The 15,992-nt window shown below is 48.1% G+C and carries 15 protein-coding genes; 7 read left to right on the forward strand and 8 right to left on the reverse strand.

Annotated features, from left to right (window positions below; translation table 11 throughout):
- Both GC097_RS13450 and GC097_RS13455 read right to left on the reverse strand, forming a co-directional pair.
- Positions 1-720: a response regulator gene (locus GC097_RS13450; protein ID WP_171683812.1), complete on the reverse strand. Its 720-nt coding sequence runs from the start codon at positions 718-720 to the stop codon at positions 1-3.
- Positions 717-2,324 carry an ATP-binding protein gene (locus GC097_RS13455; protein WP_171683813.1) on the reverse strand — a complete coding sequence of 536 codons (1,608 nt, stop codon included), beginning with the start codon at positions 2,322-2,324 and terminating at the stop codon, positions 717-719. Before GC097_RS13455 ends, GC097_RS13450 begins: the two co-directional genes overlap by 4 nt.
- Before the next feature lie 218 nt (positions 2,325-2,542).
- Between GC097_RS13455 and GC097_RS13460 the strand changes: the two genes are divergently transcribed.
- The 4 genes from GC097_RS13460 to GC097_RS13475 all read left to right on the forward strand — a co-directional run bounded on the left by GC097_RS13460 (position 2,543) and on the right by GC097_RS13475 (position 6,694).
- A complete protein-coding gene (locus GC097_RS13460; protein ID WP_171683814.1) occupies positions 2,543-3,619 on the forward strand; it encodes a tripartite tricarboxylate transporter substrate binding protein in 1,077 nt (358 codons plus the stop codon).
- Between the two features lie 66 nt (positions 3,620-3,685).
- On the forward strand, positions 3,686-4,147 hold the full coding sequence (locus GC097_RS13465; protein WP_171683815.1) for a tripartite tricarboxylate transporter TctB family protein: 462 nt from the start codon (positions 3,686-3,688) through the stop codon (positions 4,145-4,147).
- A 1-nt stretch (position 4,148) separates the two neighbouring features.
- On the forward strand, positions 4,149-5,675 hold the full coding sequence (locus GC097_RS13470; RefSeq protein WP_171683816.1) for a tripartite tricarboxylate transporter permease: 1,527 nt from the start codon (positions 4,149-4,151) through the stop codon (positions 5,673-5,675).
- A 95-nt stretch (positions 5,676-5,770) separates the two neighbouring features.
- Positions 5,771-6,694, forward strand: coding sequence for an AEC family transporter (locus tag GC097_RS13475; RefSeq protein ID WP_171683817.1), 924 nt, complete (start codon positions 5,771-5,773; stop codon positions 6,692-6,694).
- 110 nt (positions 6,695-6,804) lie between these two features.
- On the opposite strand, the gene GC097_RS13480 is transcribed toward GC097_RS13475, so the two are convergent.
- The 4 genes from GC097_RS13480 to GC097_RS13495 form a co-directional block, all read right to left on the reverse strand.
- Positions 6,805-7,971, reverse strand: a complete 1,167-nt coding sequence (locus GC097_RS13480) for an RCC1 domain-containing protein (protein ID WP_171683818.1) — start codon at positions 7,969-7,971, stop codon at positions 6,805-6,807.
- 615 nt (positions 7,972-8,586) lie between these two features.
- Complete coding sequence (locus GC097_RS13485; RefSeq protein ID WP_171683955.1) at positions 8,587-9,003, reverse strand: hotdog fold thioesterase; 417 nt, start codon at positions 9,001-9,003, stop codon at positions 8,587-8,589.
- A gap of 159 nt (positions 9,004-9,162) precedes the next feature.
- Positions 9,163-10,173: a YeiH family protein gene (locus GC097_RS13490; RefSeq protein ID WP_171683819.1), complete on the reverse strand. Its 1,011-nt coding sequence runs from the start codon at positions 10,171-10,173 to the stop codon at positions 9,163-9,165.
- Positions 10,174-10,330: 157 nt separating this feature from the next.
- On the reverse strand, positions 10,331-10,591 hold the full coding sequence (locus GC097_RS13495) for a hypothetical protein (protein WP_171683820.1): 261 nt from the start codon (positions 10,589-10,591) through the stop codon (positions 10,331-10,333).
- A gap of 129 nt (positions 10,592-10,720) precedes the next feature.
- On the opposite strand from GC097_RS13495, the gene GC097_RS13500 reads away from it, so the two are divergent.
- Positions 10,721-11,623 carry a LysR family transcriptional regulator gene (locus GC097_RS13500; protein WP_171683821.1) on the forward strand — a complete coding sequence of 301 codons (903 nt, stop codon included), beginning with the start codon at positions 10,721-10,723 and terminating at the stop codon, positions 11,621-11,623.
- Positions 11,624-11,732: 109 nt separating this feature from the next.
- Positions 11,733-14,018 (forward strand): 5-methyltetrahydropteroyltriglutamate--homocysteine S-methyltransferase, encoded by a 2,286-nt coding sequence (gene metE / locus GC097_RS13505; protein ID WP_171683822.1) that lies wholly within the window; start codon positions 11,733-11,735, stop codon positions 14,016-14,018.
- Here the strand turns inward: metE and GC097_RS13510 are convergent.
- Positions 14,015-14,194 carry a hypothetical protein gene (locus GC097_RS13510; RefSeq protein WP_171683823.1) on the reverse strand — a complete coding sequence of 60 codons (180 nt, stop codon included), beginning with the start codon at positions 14,192-14,194 and terminating at the stop codon, positions 14,015-14,017. The two genes, metE and GC097_RS13510, sit on opposite strands and share 4 nt — an antisense overlap.
- Positions 14,195-14,404: 210 nt before the next feature.
- On the opposite strand from GC097_RS13510, the gene rpmF reads away from it, so the two are divergent.
- Complete coding sequence (rpmF, locus tag GC097_RS13515) at positions 14,405-14,581, forward strand: 50S ribosomal protein L32 (protein WP_047680282.1); 177 nt, start codon at positions 14,405-14,407, stop codon at positions 14,579-14,581.
- 58 nt (positions 14,582-14,639) lie between these two features.
- On the opposite strand, the gene GC097_RS13520 is transcribed toward rpmF, so the two are convergent.
- Positions 14,640-15,917 (reverse strand): MFS transporter, encoded by a 1,278-nt coding sequence (locus GC097_RS13520; RefSeq protein WP_171683824.1) that lies wholly within the window; start codon positions 15,915-15,917, stop codon positions 14,640-14,642.
- Positions 15,918-15,992 lie beyond the last annotated feature (75 nt).

A 15,992-nucleotide genomic window follows, 5' to 3' on the forward strand; every position in this document is an offset into this window, starting at 1 on the left:
TCACGTCTCCTTCTTCCGGTACACCCGCTCAGGCCGTCCGACGACGCCGTAGGACAGATCGGCGAATACTTCGCCGGAGCTGACCAAATGCTCCAAATAGCGCCGTCCCGTCGAACGGCTGACGCCAATTTCTTTGGCGATTTGATCTGCGGTCATCCCGCCCGCGGCAGTGGAAATCGCCTGAACGATTTTCACAAGTGTCAACTTGTCGATGCCTTTGGGGAGGAAGGAGATCTCCGTGCGGAAATCCTTTTTGGCGGAGCCGGACATCAAGCGGTCCACATCGCTTTGATCGATCGTGGCGCTCGTATTCAAACGATTCAACTCGCGGTGGAACTCCAGGTAGCGCAGTAGAGTTTCCTTGAGCCGGTTAAAAACAAGCGGCTTCATAATATAGTCGAAAGCTCCGCTGCGGATGGCTTCCCGGATAGCCTCGACCTCTTTGGCCGCCGTAATCATAATTACGTCGATGTCCCGGTAATGTTGGCTGATATAAGAAAGCAAGTCCAGACCGTTTGCGCCGGGAAAATACACGTCCAGCAGCACTAGATTCGGCCGCAAAATCTCTAGCTGTTCTTTGGCCTGTATATCGTCTGTAGCGATTCCGACAACGTGAAAAGGGTCTACTTTTTCTATAAATCTTCGGTTGATTTCGGCGATTTTCACATCGTCTTCGATGATTAAAACTTCAATTTTCGGCTGTCGGAGTTCCGGATTCAAGATAAGGACTCCTTTCTGCGGGAATTGGATTTAGGGACGGCAACGGTGAAGATTGTGCCGCCTGCGGGATTTTTATGAAATGTGATATACCCGTTGAGTTTGCCTACGGCATGCTTGACTAAGGCTAGGCCGATCCCCCGATGCTCGCCTGCCTTGGTTGAGAAACCTTTCTCAAACACCGCGCTGCCCACTTCATCCGGTATGCCGATACCGCAGTCCTCGCATTCGATAATTAAATCTTCCCCCAGATCGGTCAAAAATAACTTAACAGATGGTTCTGTCTTTCCCTCGGCTGCCAAAACAGCTTCCATCGCATTGTCAATCAAGTTGCCGATAATGGTAACGAGCACATTCCGATCGATCTCTTCAGGGATATCCGCAAAGGAGCTTTCCCGGTCAATTTCAAAAGTTAGTTTCAGTTCTTGCGCATGATTGAATTTGCCAATCAGCAGTCCTCCGATCATGGGATCGGGAATTTCGTGCATGATGAACTGCACCCAATTCTGATGGACATCCGATTCCTTGGAGATGAGATCGACGGCTTCCTGATACGACTCCAGCTGGATGAGCCCGGATATGACATACAGTTTATTTGAAAATTCATGCGTCTGGGCGCGCAGCGCTTCCGCGAACTGTTTCACCTGCGACAATTCCTCGGCGAGACGGTACAATTCGGATTTGCTCCGGAAGCTCGAAACGGCGCCGGTGACAACGTGTTTGCGGTTTACGATCGGCACCCGGCTGACGATGACCTCATGATCGCCGATGAGCATTTCATGGTCGAACTCGGCTTGTCCTGTACGGACGACCTCATAAAGGCGAGTGTTAGGGATTACATCTTCGATTTGTCTGCCTGTAATTTTAGCGGTGACCGGCAGATGCAGCAGCTGCAAGGCATAACGGTTCGCCATCGTAATGATGCCATCCCGGTTTATGGCGATAATACCTTCGCGAATGGATTGCAGAATCGCCTGTTTCTCGGTATAAAGTTCGCCGATTTCCTTGGGTTCCAGCCCATGGATGGAGCTTCGGACGTTGCGCGCAATAAGGATGGAGCCGATCAAGCCCATGACAAGCACAACGAAGGAAACCTGTTCGATTCGCGACCTGTAAGCGTCCGTTATCGTATCGATGTCCTCCGTAAGAAAGCCAACGGATACAATGCCGATTACATTGCCGCGATCATCGAAGACGGGTGTTTTGCCGCGAAGCGAAGGTCCGAGGGAGCCAATGGCTTTGGATATAATCGACTTTCCTTCCAGAACAGGCCCATTGTCGCCGCCAACCATTTCTTTGCCGATACGCTCAGGAAGCGGGTGCGAGTAGCGAATGCCTTCCCGGTTGCCGACCACGATGTACTCGGCATCGATTTTTTCACGAATGCTTTCCGCGAGAGGCTGGATGATGGCCGGCGGGTCGGCCGTTTGAAAAGCATGACGAATGTCGGGCATATCGGCAACGGTTTCTGCGACTTTTAAGGCGCGTGTCCCGATCTGATCCTCAAGCACCGCGGTCATAATGTAATAAAATATACTGCCTAAACAGATGATTACCAAGAAAAGAAGCGAACAAATGATTAAGATTAGCTTCGTTTGCAGCCTCATCTACTACACAAGCCCCCTGTTTTTGCTTGTATTGTATCATATAGCGCTCATATTTTGACGGTTATTGCGTGAGCGCTTCCATGAACAATATGAACAAAATGTCCAAAACGGCGTTAATACAACTAATTTTGTTTAACTTCCCAATGGATACAGGCAGGTGTTATTCTGAAAGCGCTTTATAGAAAGCGTATACAAGACATGAATGTGGAGGGGTTCTTTTGATAAAACAAATTTTGACAGCTTCCTGGAAAGTAACGACGATCAGTATTCTTGCAGTTAGTTTGGTGGCTTGCGGCAATAACGCAGCTAAACCCGCGGCGACGTCATCAGTGCCGGCCGACAAAGCCAAAGAGACAGCAGCTCCTGCAGCGGCTAAATCCAACTATCCTGAGAAAGCACTTAGTATCATAGCTCCGTCCGGCGCTGGTGGCGGCTGGGATATGACTGCACGTACGATCGCCAAAGTATTGGCGGAAACGAAAGCAATCGACAAACCGGTTTCCGTTGAAAACAAGCCGGGCGGCGGCGGTGCGGTATTCCTGGCGGAATATGCGACCAAAGATGTGAAAGACAACTACAAGCTGTTCGTCAGTTCGCCTCCGATTTTGATTAACCATTTGAAAAAAGAAGGAAACACGCCCTATGGCTACAATGACACGACGCCGCTGGCTCAGTTGACGAAAGACTACGGGGCTGTTGCAGTAGCGGCAAATTCAAAATACAAAGATTTGAAATCTTTGCTCGACGATATGAAGGCTAATCCTACGAAGCTTACGGTAGCTGGAGGTTCGGCGCCAGGATCGATGGATCATCTGGTCTCCATCCTCCCGGCATTCAAATACGGCATTGATCCGAAAAAGGTGAAATATGTGTCCTATGACGGAGGCGGTGAAGCCGTAACTGCACTGCTTGGCGGAAATGCAGACGTGCTTGGTACCGATGCGTCATCCTTGGATCAATATGTGAAAGCCGGAAAAATCCGCATACTGGCTGTTGCGGCACCATCCCGTCTAGGCGGCAGTTACAAGGACATTCCAACGATGAAAGAACAAGGCGTGGATGCAGAGTTTTTGATTTGGCGCGGATTTTTCGGACCAAAGGACATGAGTGCAGATGCGAAAAGCTTCTGGGAGGCTGCCATCAAGAAAATGGTAGAGTCCGATGCATGGAAGAAAGAAATGCAAGCAAACAGCTGGGAAACGGATTATAAAAAAGCCGATGATTTCAAAGCTTATCTAGGCCAGCAAGAAGCTCAATTGAAAGACATGCTGACAGCGCTTGGCATGCAGAAATAAAAACCTAAAGAAACTAGGGAGAAGACAGCCTCTTCTCCCCTCGCCCTTAGGGTAGGAGGCAGAGAAATGAATACTTCGTTTGACCGTTATGCAGGCATCGCCTTTTTCGCTATAGGCATTGCGTTTGTTATTGGCTCCTTAGGCATTTCAACAAGCGCTTACGGAAGTAACGTAGGCGCCAATATTTTTCCGATGGTGTTGGGATTGTTCTTGTCTTTGATGAGTGTCCGCCTTATTTATGAAACGTTCCGCAAGCAGCGCGCGGAAAAACGAGCGGAAAATTTGGACTACAAAAGATTTGGCATTATTTTTATCGCGGCTGTCTTGTATGCCTATTTTCTTGAAGATATCGGGTTCGTTATCTCCACGTTCCTGTTTCTGATGATCGGCTTCCAAACGATGCAAAAGGGCAGAGTATGGGTATCCCTGCTCATTGCTGGGGGATTCTCTTACGGCGTTTATTATCTATATGTGAATGTGCTGGACGGATCGCTTCCCGGATTTCCAACATGGCTAGGGGGGGCATAACATGAGTACGATTGAGTATGTCATGCATGGTTTAGGCACTGCGATGCAGTGGCACAATGTTGTTTTTGTCTTTTTGGGGGTATTGATCGGTACGGTGGTCGGCGTGCTTCCCGGGATCGGCCCGATGAGCGGCGTAGCCCTCTTGATTCCGATCACAGCTACCATGACAGCGGGGTTAGGACCAGAGGAAGCGGCAACGAGCTCTATCATTTTGCTGGCAGGGGTGTATTACGGTGCGATGTACGGAGGTTCGACGACTTCGATCCTGCTGAACACGCCGGGAGAATCGTCTTCCGTCGTCACAACGCTGGACGGGTACCAAATGGCCAAGCAGGGCAGAGCGGGAGCGGCGCTTGCCATATCGGCCATCGGTTCCTTCGCCGCCGGGATTATTTCGCTCATCGGACTGATTTTCCTCGCGCGGCCTTTATCTGCGGTTGCCATCAAGTTCGGCCCGGCTGAATATTTCTCCCTCATGGTGCTCGGATTGCTTGCGATCAGCGGACTTGCCGGCAAATCGATGGTGAAGGCGCTCATGATGACCGCTTTCGGTCTATTGCTGGCGACGATCGGTATCGATAACGTATCGGGGGTAGAACGATTCACATTTGGCGTTCCTGAGCTGTATCAGGGTCTGGAGTTCCTGACGGTTGCCGTAGGTACCTTCGCAGTCGGGGAAGTGTTCAAAACTATCCTCCAGCGAGAAGGGAACGACGGCGAACTCGCCAAAATCAATCGCATTCTGCCGACGAAGCAGGATTTGAAAGATAGTGCGGCGCCTATTGCCCGCGGTTCCGTACTTGGCTTTTTCATCGGCTTGCTGCCAGGCGCAGGCGCGATTCTTGCCTCTTTCTTCGCCTATATCGTGGAGAAAAAGATCAGCAAAAATCCCGAGAAGTTCGGCAAGGGAGCTATCGAGGGCGTAGCCTCGCCGGAATCCGCCAATAACGCCGCTTCCGGCGGCGCGATGATCCCGCTGTTGACGCTGGGGATTCCTTCTTCCGGCACAACCGCCATTCTGATGGGTGCTTTCATTATGTACAATGTTCAGCCGGGCCCTTTGTTATTCCAGGATCACCCGCAGCTCGCTTGGGGCGTCATTGCCAGTATGTTTGTCGGCAATCTGATGCTGCTCATTCTCAATATGCCGCTGGTTAAAGTATTTGCCAAAGTGATTGAAACGCCAACGAAATATTTGATTCCGCTGATTATCGTCTTCTCTGTGTTCGGTGTGTATGCCGTCCAATATTCGACGTTTGATTTGCTGCTCATTATGGGCTGCGGACTAGTGGGTTATTTCCTGGCTAAGAACGATTACCCGTTAGCGCCGCTGGTGCTCGGACTCATTCTTGGACCGATGATGGAAAACAATATGCGCAGAGCGCTCACGATTTCGAATGGCGATTTCATGATTTTCCTGCAAAAGCCGGTCTCGCTGGCATTTCTCATTATCGGTCTCTTGTGGATCAGCATTCCGCTGATTTTGAAGTTAAGAGGCAGGAATGTACTTGTAAACGAGGAAGGATAGAAGCTAGCGATAACCCCTGTTAGATGTCGAGCTCTGCTGGTAATCAGCCGCTTTCCATCCTAATCAGGGGTTTCGCTAACTTAAGGAGAATCGCTATGGATGTTCTGTTTTTGATCGTTCTCAATGTCATCGTTCCCGTATTTCTGCTCATTGGCGCAGGAGTACTAATGCATCGCGTTTTTCAATTTGATATGAACACGCTGTCCAAGCTTAATGCATTTTTTCTGCTGCCGGCTGTTAGTTTTACCAACATTTATGAAAGCAAATTCGATGCTTCCCTATTGCTTAAGATTGTTGGATTTCTGCTGCTGCAAAGCTTTGCGCTCATCCTATTCAGCAAGGCGACGGGGAGATTGGCCAAATTTGACAAAGCGTTGTCTTCGACCTTTTCGAACAGTGTTGTTCTGAGCAATTCGGGCAATTTCGGGCTCCCTGTTTCCCAGCTCGTTTTTCAGAACAATCCCCTCGGACTCTCCGTGCAAGTCGTCGTTTCCATCTATCAGAATCTGCTTACGAATACGTACGGATTGCTGAATGCGGTGTCGGCGCAAACCCAAGGGCAGAAGCTATTGAAAGAGCTTTTGAGGAATCCGATGATTTACGCGTTTGTTTTGGGCCTGCTGATGCATTCGCTTGCCGTTCCCATTCCCGCTTTTATCTGGAATCCGCTGCAGAATGTCGCCAACGCTTTTCTGGCGATTGCCCTTGTTACCCTGGGCGCACAATCCGCATTCTTGCCCTTCAAACGATTAAGTCCGGCTCTCATCCTCAGTTTGCTGGGCAGATTGATCATCTCGCCGGCCATTGCATTTGCATTCCTATGGCTGTTCCAGTTGGAAGGGACGACTGCGCAAGCGCTGCTTATCGCCAGCAGCTTTCCAACGTCTAGAAACAGCGCCGCCTTCGCCTTAGAGTACGGGAATCACCCGGAATACGCCGCTCAGGCCGTACTGCTTTCCACTATACTAAGCAGTGTGACGGTAACCGCGATTGTGTATGCGGCACAAATACTTTTTTAACAGCAAAGCGCAGACCTTAGTGTTAAGGAAGGAAAATCCCCTCAGGTCAACAATTTTACCGTTGTCAGCCAGGAGGGGATACTATCATTTAAATTTCGTGAGACAGCCTCTTACAGACCGGTGACTTGTGCCGGCGAATAATGGTCAGTCCTTGTACCGTCTCCAAGTTGGCGCCAATAGTTTTGACCCCAAGCCCATACCGTTCCGTCTGACTTTTGTGCCACAGTGAAAGTTGCACTCGTAGACACGGCCGTTACCCCGCTTAGACCTGCTACCTGAACAGGGCTTAGATATGTCGAGCCAGTCGTTCCGTCTCCCAGTTGACCAGCATCGTTGTAACCCCATGCCCATAGCGTTCCGTCATTTTTAATAGCCAAGCTATGATGCCAATCCGCTTCTACTACTTTTACGTTGCTCAGACCTGGAATCTGAACCGGAGTCGTGTGACTCGTCGTAGTGCCGTCTCCGAATTGGCCGGTTGTATTATTGCCCCAAGCCCATACCGTTCCATCTGACTTTATGGCAAGACTGTGAGTGGAGCCGGCCGATACGTAGGATATATTGCTGAGACCGGACACCTGCACCGGAGTTAACGGAGTCGTCGTTGTTCCGTCTCCCAGTTGACCATCCGTGTTATAACCCCAAGCCCATACCGTTCCATCCGATTTGATGGCAAGGCTATGATAGTTTTTAGTTGAGATGGAGACGATATTGCTGAGTCCTGATACCTGTACAGGAGTTGAACGATTTGTGGTTGTGCCATCTCCCAGCTCACTGTAAACGTTGCTCCCCCAAGCCCATACGGTTCCATCGGACTTTAACGCTAAACTATGGTAGAAACCAGCTTCGACATCGATGACATCAGTTAAATTACTCACTTGGACCGGGTTGTTACGATTTATATATGTCGCGCCATCTCCCAGTTGACCAACACCGTTAGTCCCCCACGCGAATACGATGCCGTCGCTGCGCAACGCCAAACTGTGGTGTGCATCTCCTGCCGCAACATCAATAATATTTTGAACAAGTGTGTTTTGAACGGCAACAGCGCTGCTCGCACCTGAACCGTTACCTAATTGTCCGAAGTTCCCATCGCCCCAGGCCCATAAAGTATCATCTGCCTTCAAAAATAACGAATGACCCCATCCTGTTGTAAGGACCGTCTTTAATTGAGGTGGGTTAGTTGGATTGCCCAGCGCTGTGCCTGCAGGTACGACCAGCATGGCGATTAACATGAAAGTAAGTAGTGAAATAACTCCTTTTTTTCTCATCATCATTACAGTTCTCTCCTTCTCTCGATTAAATGAAAACGCGATTCGTTAGAATCATAGATTCCAACATTACAGTCAAACTAGTTCTCCTTTCTATCAGTGTAAAATAATGGAACTAATTACATAAATAATAATACAATTATATGAATTATAATCAATAGCGAAAATTGATAACATTTGTATGAAAATGTAGAAATATTAATCAAACACAAAAAAATCCCAACTGTTTTGTTGAGATTACTTTCCGAATGCGACCGAAACCGATGAGTTGTTTGGCAAATATGGATGCCGCAGAAAAAATCATCTGCTTAGCTGCGATTGAGTAAAACGAGGTGGCGGGGGTAAAAGGTTGAAGGGAACTGCCCCCGATTCCCTGATGTGTCAGCTGAGACGCCGTTTTTCAGCGGAAGCTAACTGGAAAATCTCCCGTTAACTTGCTCGATAGATAACCTCGCAGAGAAGAAAGAAGGAAAACCTCCCGTTAATTTGACCGGATTTCGTAGATTTTCACGAAATCGGAGCAAATAGTGGGAGGTTTTCCAGTTAAATGGATCTGCCAAGCATCTGCAACCAAATTAGAGGGAATCTTTCCCTTATTTGACTGGGGGCAGCTCTTATTTATTATCTTTTCTCAATAATCGCCACCGTGCAGCGCGAGATGCAGATGAATTGTTGATTTTCATCGGAAATTTTGATGTCCCAGACCATCGTTTTCCGGCCTTTGTGCAGTGGGGTTGCCACGGCGGTTACGATGCCGTCCCGTTTACTCTTGAGGTGGTTAGCGTTAATTTCGAGCCCAACTGCCGCATAGTTGTCTGGATCGATATTGATTTCAGATGCGATAGAGGCAGCGGTCTCAGCCAGCAGTACGGAAGCTCCGCCATGTAAAATCCCTGCGGGCTGACGCGATGAAGGTCCGACAGGCATCGTCATCACGACGCGATCAAGCCTAAGCTCTACAATTTCAATGCCCAGCGCATGAATGGCCGTGTTCCGGCTTCTTTCTTTCATGAATGCAATGAAGGCTTCCTTATCCATCCCATACGACCGGTAAATTTCTTCCGCCACGATCATCGCCATGACCTCCTTCGGGTGTAGACAGCAACTTCAACCTTTCTTTTCAGTATACGCAGCCCCATTGCTTGATCATGCCGGTTGGGACAAAATTGGCCGTTTTTACCGCACAACGCGCTTTGTTTACACATTTCCTGTTGAATACTGAACGATTAAACTCACGACGGCAACGACGATCCAAACGATCAAGCCAAGCAAAATAGGTTTGTATCCCGTTTGGATCATTTTCCGAAAATCCGCGTTCAAGCCAATGGCGGTAAGCGCCATGACGATCATGAACTTGCCGATATCGCCGATATACGGTTGGATTCCAGCGGGAATGACACCAATTGTATAAAGGAATGAAGCAATGAGAAACCAGATGATGAACCACGGGAAAATAGTCATGAATTGAAAATGAGACGTTTTCCCTGATTCGGCTGCTTCCCGTTTTTTATTCACGGCCTTGATCACCGTAAACAAGAGGGAAATCGGAATGATCATCGTTGTTCTGGTGAGCTTTACGATCGTCGCGTAAGTTCCCGCATCATTTCCGAAAATGTAGCCGGCCGCCACAACGGATGACGTATCGTTAATGGCGGTTCCAGCCCATAAGCCAAAGCCCTTCTGGGTTAGCCCGAGAAAGTGGCCGAGTGCCGGGAACACGAGGACGGCAACGACATTGAACAAAAAAATGGTTGATATGGAGTAAGCGATTTCATCCTCTTTGGCTTCAAGAATAGGGGATACGGCAGCTATCGCCGATCCGCCGCAGATAGCCGTTCCGACGCCGATTAAGCTCTGCAGCTTGAGCGGAACCCCCATCAATCGGCCGATCCCGTAAGCGGCTAAAAAGGCAGCGGTTAATGAAAAAAGCATGACAGAGAGGGATTCCAATCCTGTTTTCCAAACTTGGGATAAGCTCAGTCCGGCACCTAAACAAATGATGGCCCATTGGAGCACTTTTTTCGAAGTAAAAAGGATTCCTTGTAGTGAGTTTGCTGGTTTCCCGTAAGTATGATTGAGAATGATGCCAAACACGATGCCAAATACCGGTCCGCCTATAAGCGGAATAAGACTTCCTATCCACTGAGCTGCCGCTGCAAGGACGAGTACAAGGAGCAGACCGGGGCCATAAGATCGAAACCATTTCATAGTAAAGTGCATCTCCTTAGTAGATCGTTGATAGCACCCTCATCATATACGCCAGCTTGCCAAATGGGCAAATCACTCTTTCTTATGATGCGCATAATGCCAAATTATATCGTTGAAATGCAAAAAAACCGGTCTCCCGGTTCTGTAGAACAATATGTTATTTGTAGTCTCTAAGGTACATAATGGCAGCGGCGCCCAATCCGATAACAGAAGGGATGATATGGTGGAAAATAACCGTTAGCGATATGCCTAGAAGGATGGTTGCGGTGTATTTAAAAGTTCGCTTGGTTTTGGATGAGTCCCAATACGTAAGGGCATCAAGCTGGATGCCGTTCGGCTTGAGCTCATGACTGCACTGCATGCAGGTAAACTGTCCGGGACGTACTTCTGTTTGACAAGCCGGGCAACGATCGAACATGAAATTACCAGCACCTCTCAATTAATCTCAGTAAACGGGTCGGTATTTATATGTTTATCATAATCGTTTGTTGTGTATTTTTCAAGTGGTTATAGTAAACTGGGGATAACAGGAAGAGGGGGAATCGCGTTGACGTTGCAACAACTAAAATATGTGATTGAGGTCGCGAATCGTGGTTCCATCAATGAGGCTGCCAAACGGTTGTTTATTTCCCAGCCCAGCCTTTCGAACGCGATCAGAGATCTGGAAGAAGAACTGGACCTTGCGATATTTGAACGATCCAATAAAGGAATCTCCCTTTCGAAAGAAGGGATTGAATTTCTAAGCTACGCGCGGCAAGTTGTCGAACAGGCGGAATTACTGGAAAGCCGGTATCTGAATGCGAAGCCTTCCCCGCAGCATTTCTCGGTTTCCACACAACATTATGCGTTTGCCGTCAACGCCTTCGTGAATTTGGTTCGAGCGTATGGACAAGAGGAGTACGATTTAGCGCTGCGCGAGACCAAGACGTATGAAATTATTGAAGATGTCAAAAATTTACGCAGCGAGATCGGGATTTTGTATCTAAATGAGTTCAATGGGAAAGTCATCAACAAGCTGCTAAAAACGGCAAACTTGCAATTTAACAGCTTAATCACCGCCAAGCCCCATATTTTCATCAGCATTAAGAATCCGCTTGCCAAACAATCCATCGTGACGATCGATCAGCTCCAAGATTACCCGTATTTATCCTTTGATCAAGGCGAGTACAATTCCTTTCATTTCTCAGAGGAAATTCTCAGCACGATGATGCACAAAAAAAGCATTCGCGTGAATGACAGGGCGACACTCTTCAATTTGTTAATCGGATTGAATGGATATACCATATCCACGGGTGTCTTAAGCGCCGATTTGAATGGGAATGAGATCATTCCCGTTCCCTTGGATTGCGAAGAAAGCATTCATGTGGGTTGGATTTCACATCGGAATGTTTCGCTTTCAAAGCTGGGAGCGGCGTATATACAAGAACTTAAGATTGCCCTATCGTGTTAAATATCCAGATATAGCTAATAGCTATATCTAGCTATAGTTTTATCCAGTTACACGCTATCTTCCTATCCGTGATATCTTACTCGTAACAATTCGAAAAGGGGATCACAAGATGATGAAGAGCAGTAACTTAGGATATCCGCGTATAGGTGCAGACCGGGAATGGAAGAAAGCGCTAGAAGCTTTCTGGGCAGGCAAGCTGGGAGAAGAAGAGCTGGAGCAGCAGCTGCAGGAGCTGCGTTTGAACCACTTGCGGAAGCAGCGGGACAAGGGGATTGACATTATTCCGGTCAATGATTTCAGTTATTACGATCATATTTTGGATACGGCAACCATGTTCGGGATTGTGCCGCAACGATTTTCTTATAATGGCGGACCCGTACCATTGTCGGTCTATTACGGGATTGCCCGTGGGACGAAAGACGCTGCGGCAAGCGAGATGACGAAGTGGTTTAACACCAATTATCACTATATCGTGCCTGAACTCGAAGGATCAGTACCTGTGCTTACTGAAAATAAGCCGCTGTCAGCTTATCGCGAAGCGAAGGAGAAGCTCGGTATCGAGGGCAAGCCAGTTATCGTTGGACCGCTCACCTTCCTGAAGCTGTCGAAAGGGTATCGCCAAGCCGAAGCGGATGTGTGGCTGAGCCGCCTGCTTCCTCTCTATGAGCAAATCCTGCAGGAGCTTGCGAATGAGGGCGTTCAGTGGGTGCAAATCGACGAACCGATTCTCACAACGAAGTTAAGTTCGGCGGATGTAAATCGTCTGCAAACGATTTATGCGACGTTCGCTGCGTCAGTACCGAATTTGAACATCATGCTCCAAACTTACTTTGAATCGGCAGAGCAATATAAAGAGGTCATCGGACTGCCTGTCCAAGGAATCGGACTCGATTTCGTTCACGGAAAATCAGGCAACTTATCCTCCATTAAAGCTTTGGGCTTTCCGGAAAACAAAGTTTTAGGCGCAGGCGTCATCGACGGCCGCGGTATCTGGAAGAGCTCCCTTCGCGAGAAGCTGGAACTGTTGGAGGAGCTGTCCGGATTTGTAAATCCTGAGCGCATCGTGGTCCAATCCTCCTGCTCCTTGCTGCATGTTCCCGTATCCGTCGCCTATGAGACGAAGCTTTCGAGCGAATTGAAGGATGCCCTTGCATTTGCAGATGAAAAGTTGGATGAGATTGTCCTTCTAACAAAAGCGGCTTCCCGGAATTTGCATGAAATACCAGAAGAATTCCAAGAAAACGAACGTGCCTATCAGACTTTCAAGTTTTCAAAAAACCGCAAGCGGGACGACATCCAGCAAGCGATTGCCGCCATCGCGGATCAGCAACTGGAACGGAAATCGCCTTTCGTCAGTCGCAATACCGTTCAACAAAACAAATGGCAGCTGCCGATTTTTCCGACGACGACAATTGGGAGCTTCCCACAGTCTGCCGAGGTTCGCAAGGCGCGCCAACTGTGGCGTAAAAATGAGTGGACCCAAGAGCAGTATGATGATTTTATTCGAAAACAGATCGACATCTGGATACAGCTGCAGGAGGAAATCGGCCTTGATGTTCTCGTTCATGGGGAATTTGAGCGGACTGACATGGTTGAATTCTTTGGGGAGAAACTGGCGGGCTTTGCCTTTACACAAAATGGCTGGGTGCAGTCCTATGGCTCCCGTTGTGTGAAACCGCCGATTATTTATGGGGATGTAGCGTTCCTGAACGAGATGACCGTTGAAGAAACGAAGTACGCGCAGTCGCTGACAGAACGTCCTGTTAAAGGGATGTTAACCGGGCCTATTACCATCATGAATTGGTCGTTCGTTCGTGAAGATATTCCTCGTGAACAAATCGCTTATCAACTGGCATATGCGCTTAGACAAGAAGTAGAGGCACTTGAACGGGCGGGGATTGGCATGATTCAGGTCGACGAACCGGCGGTCAGAGAAGGTTTGCCGCTTAAGGAAGAGGAACAAGCAGAATATCTTGCTTGGGCTGTCAAAGCTTTTCGTTTGGCTACTTGCACGGTACAGGATACAACGCAAATTCATACCCACATGTGCTATTGCGAATTCCATGACATGATTCATTCGATTGAAGCGATGGATGCCGATGTGATCTCCATTGAGACCTCCCGCAGCCATGGGGAGCTGATTCATAGCTTTGAGGTGAACACCTATACAAAGGGCATTGGTCTAGGCGTATACGATATCCATAGTCCGCGCGTTCCCGGTGTAGAGGAAATGACGAGCATGATCGAGCGTGCCTTGCATGTATTGGATCCGAAGCTGTTTTGGATTAATCCCGATTGCGGACTGAAGACGCGCGGGCTGCAAGAAACCGTCGCATCGTTGAAGAACATGGTTGAAGCTACACAGATAGCGCGTTCCAATCATACCGAAAGCTAAGGATTGGCGGCGATTTTACCATGCTGCCACTCGAATTCATATTCGAATTGTTTGGTTGAATCATAATGATCAGGTGAATATGGACGAACAATGTAGCTCTCATTCTCTGTTGCATTAACGCCTAAAGCAGACAAGAACAGCAAACAGGCAAATGCAAGAACTATTTTGGTTGTCATATTGGGATGCCTCCGTCACAATAAGATAACTCAATTGTAAGGTGCATTTGTAAGCAGAATGTTATCAATTGCACGTGAAAACGGCCCCTGAATATTAAATTATTGTTAAAGGGGTTTCGTCGGTTTCACAGAATAGGCATTGACAAAGTGTCGGGATAAAGCTATGATAGCTTTTGTTGATTTATGCAAGTAACAGGAGGTGTTTTGACCATGGCTGTTCCTCAAAGGAGAACGTCCAAAACACGTCGCGATAAGCGCCGTACTCACTTTAAACTGGCTGTGCCAGGAATGGTGAAGTGTGAACAATGTGCAGAATTGAAAAAGGCACATCATGTTTGCAAAAACTGCGGTTCATATAAAGGTAGAGAGATCGTACAAGCTCAATAATCATATGAACAGCATCTTAAATGACACTCTAAGCAATTTAGAGTGTCATTTTTGCGTTTTAAGAAGCAAGGGATTTCATCTTCTTCAAAGCATGCTGCTGGGCAAGAGAAGGAAGCAGCAGCAGGTAATACAGGGCTAATACGAATTCGGCGGCTCCAACGGTGTAGTAAATCGCTTCCAATGAAAGCTGTTTCGGGAATGCAAAAGCGATCAGGCCTTGCATAGCCGTAAATGTAATCATCATTAGCGGTTGAATAAGCGCTTGGACCCTGCCCATCATCTTTGGCTCGGTGACTTGGGCAAGCCACCCGAAGAAGGCTACATTGCAAAGCGGAACGGATAAAGCATACACCAGATAAAGCGCCATAAAGGGTACTAGTTCTGTGACGACCGCTTGCAGGCCGTGTACGACCGCGCCCAAGAAGAAACTGAGGATGATCATTTGATGAAGCGGTATTTTTTTGACAAGACGAACGGATATCAGGCTGCCCACAATCATGCCGGCTCCAAGAATGGCGGTCATGCCTATTTGCAGAGACTCGTAAGTGTCGGGAGCGAGCTTATATTTCAGGTTGAACAGGTACATGACGCTGCCTCCGCCGTTGGCAAGGCCAAGAATGAGGATGCCGGTTAAGAGAGCCAGCACAATGGGGTTGTGGCGTACATAACGCAATCCTTCCATAAAGTCGCTGCCAATCTGCGTTAACTTAAATGATTTCCAAGACGACGGACCGTTCGGCAGCCTGACTTCCAAAGGAATCCGGCAGCGTGCAATGAATACAGCCGATATGGAGAAACTTAGCATGTCAATCGCCACGGAAGCCAGTATCCCTAAATGCCAGTAGCATACTGCGCCTAAGCTTGTGCCTAAGAGGATGAAAGCACTCATAAGCATCTGATTCATACCCATAGCCGATGGAATCTGCTCAGGATGAAGCACTCCCCGTACCAAGGCCGCATTGGCGGGGTGAAACATTTTGCTGACTGCGCTTCGAAGGAATAATAGGGCAAACACGAGAGGCATCCACCCCCATGCAATCGCACCGAGCAAGGTGAGACTCAAACCGATGTTGATCATATCGCAGTTTACTGCAATTTTTTGCCGATCGAAGCGATCCGCTGCCACACCGGTCAAGAAAAAGATAGCAAGTGTCGGCAGCGAGTACATCATTTCCGTAATCGTTGCGTAAGCCGGTTGCGAGCTGAAGTGATCCAGCATGTAGAAGGCGAATGCGGTTAAGCCCGTTACCGATCCAATTTGGGAGGTAAGCTGTGCCGCGAAGAGTCGTGCATAGTTCTTATTTTTGAAAAGGTCGATGAAAGGATTTGTTTTCATTGGCGTTTTCCTCTTTCTGTTAGAATAATGGCCTAACAATAAAGTAACACCATTAGTTCAATAAAACAAGAACTA

The sequence above is a fragment of the Paenibacillus planticolens genome (assembly GCF_013141725.1).
In the GTDB taxonomy this organism is placed as follows: Bacteria; Bacillota; Bacilli; order Paenibacillales; family NBRC-103111; genus Paenibacillus_E; species Paenibacillus_E planticolens.

What these genes read in the sequence shown, in the direction of transcription:
- GC097_RS13475 (WP_171683817.1), top strand. Translation starts at nt 5,771, where the DNA reads ATGGATGTTCTGTTTTTGATCGTTCTCAATGTCATCGTTCCCGTATTT.
- GC097_RS13495 (WP_171683820.1), bottom strand. Translation starts at nt 10,591, where the DNA reads ATGTTCGATCGTTGCCCGGCTTGTCAAACAGAAGTACGTCCCGGACAG.
- GC097_RS13520 (WP_171683824.1), bottom strand. Translation starts at nt 15,917, where the DNA reads ATGAAAACAAATCCTTTCATCGACCTTTTCAAAAATAAGAACTATGCA.
- GC097_RS13470 (WP_171683816.1), top strand. Translation starts at nt 4,149, where the DNA reads ATGAGTACGATTGAGTATGTCATGCATGGTTTAGGCACTGCGATGCAG.
- GC097_RS13480 (WP_171683818.1), bottom strand. Translation starts at nt 7,971, where the DNA reads ATGATGATGAGAAAAAAAGGAGTTATTTCACTACTTACTTTCATGTTA.
- GC097_RS13465 (WP_171683815.1), top strand. Translation starts at nt 3,686, where the DNA reads ATGAATACTTCGTTTGACCGTTATGCAGGCATCGCCTTTTTCGCTATA.
- GC097_RS13455 (WP_171683813.1), bottom strand. Translation starts at nt 2,324, where the DNA reads ATGAGGCTGCAAACGAAGCTAATCTTAATCATTTGTTCGCTTCTTTTC.
- metE (WP_171683822.1), top strand. Translation starts at nt 11,733, where the DNA reads ATGATGAAGAGCAGTAACTTAGGATATCCGCGTATAGGTGCAGACCGG.
- GC097_RS13510 (WP_171683823.1), bottom strand. Translation starts at nt 14,194, where the DNA reads ATGACAACCAAAATAGTTCTTGCATTTGCCTGTTTGCTGTTCTTGTCT.
- GC097_RS13485 (WP_171683955.1), bottom strand. Translation starts at nt 9,003, where the DNA reads ATGGATAAGGAAGCCTTCATTGCATTCATGAAAGAAAGAAGCCGGAAC.
- rpmF (WP_047680282.1), top strand. Translation starts at nt 14,405, where the DNA reads ATGGCTGTTCCTCAAAGGAGAACGTCCAAAACACGTCGCGATAAGCGC.
- GC097_RS13490 (WP_171683819.1), bottom strand. Translation starts at nt 10,173, where the DNA reads ATGAAATGGTTTCGATCTTATGGCCCCGGTCTGCTCCTTGTACTCGTC.